The sequence below is a fragment of the Nostoc sp. CALU 1950 genome, assembly GCF_051172895.1.
In the GTDB taxonomy this organism is placed as follows: domain Bacteria; phylum Cyanobacteriota; class Cyanobacteriia; order Cyanobacteriales; family Nostocaceae; genus Nostoc; species Nostoc edaphicum_A.
The window spans coordinates 1-914 of record NZ_JBDNJQ010000407.1; the positions used below are offsets into that span (position 1 = coordinate 1).

Consider the following 914-nt stretch of genomic DNA (forward strand, 5'->3'; position numbering starts at 1 on the left):
AGAGGCTGTTTGAAAAGTTTTGATGGGTCAAATTTTATGCTAATCGCCTCACCATGATGCGGATCATGGCAAGGTAAATAAACGTCTCGGATGTTTCGGGCAATAACTCATAGTCTCGAACTAATCGGCGACATCCCATGAGCCAACCAAAAGTTCGCTCTACAACCCAACGTTTTTTGAGCAAGACAAAGCCTTTAGCCTCTTGGGAGCGCAACACTACCTGCACAATCCAACGGCAAAAATTCATTACCCACTGCATGAAAGGTTCTCCATCAAAACCACCATCTACCCAGATAGTGGTCAAACGAAATATCTTGTGATGGGACTGTTTGACCCGTTTTAGAACTTGTTTTCCCCCTTCTCGTTCACCGACATTGGCTGCGGTGACTAAAACCCTCAACACTAATCCCAAAGTATCGACCGTCATAAATCGCTTGCGTCCTTTGATTTTCTTACCCGCATCGTAACCCACTGCTTGACTCACCATCGCTGCACTCTTAACGCTTTGGCTGTCGATGATCGCTTCTGATGGACTTGGATGGCGCTCTATTTCGATTCTTGTCCACTCTTGCAAGCTATCGTGTATGTGCAACCACGTTCCATCTTTGCGCCAGTTCCGGAAATAAGTGTACACAGTCTGCCACACGGGAAAATCACCAGGTAACGCTCGCCATCTCACTCCTTCAATTAGAACGTAGAAGATGGCGTTGAGTACTTCCCACATATCGACTTCACGTTTACGACCACCTGGCTTTGGTTCTGGAATCATGTCACTGAGAAATTCATATTGGGCGTGGGTCAGGTTGCTGGGGTATGCTTTACTCATGCTGCTCTCTCGGTGCTGTCTACTATCTATTCACAGCCTATACCGAGAGAGCTTTTTTACAACATTCCCGACTTTTCAAACATCCTCT

At 46.3% G+C, this 914-nt stretch carries 1 protein-coding gene; it reads right to left on the reverse strand.

Going from position 1 to position 914, the window contains the following annotated elements; translation table 11 throughout:
- Nucleotides 1-34: 34 nt before the first annotated feature.
- Nucleotides 35-826, reverse strand: coding sequence for an IS5 family transposase (locus tag ABF638_RS38200; RefSeq protein WP_435027923.1), 792 nt, complete (start codon nt 824-826; stop codon nt 35-37).
- Nucleotides 827-914 lie beyond the last annotated feature (88 nt).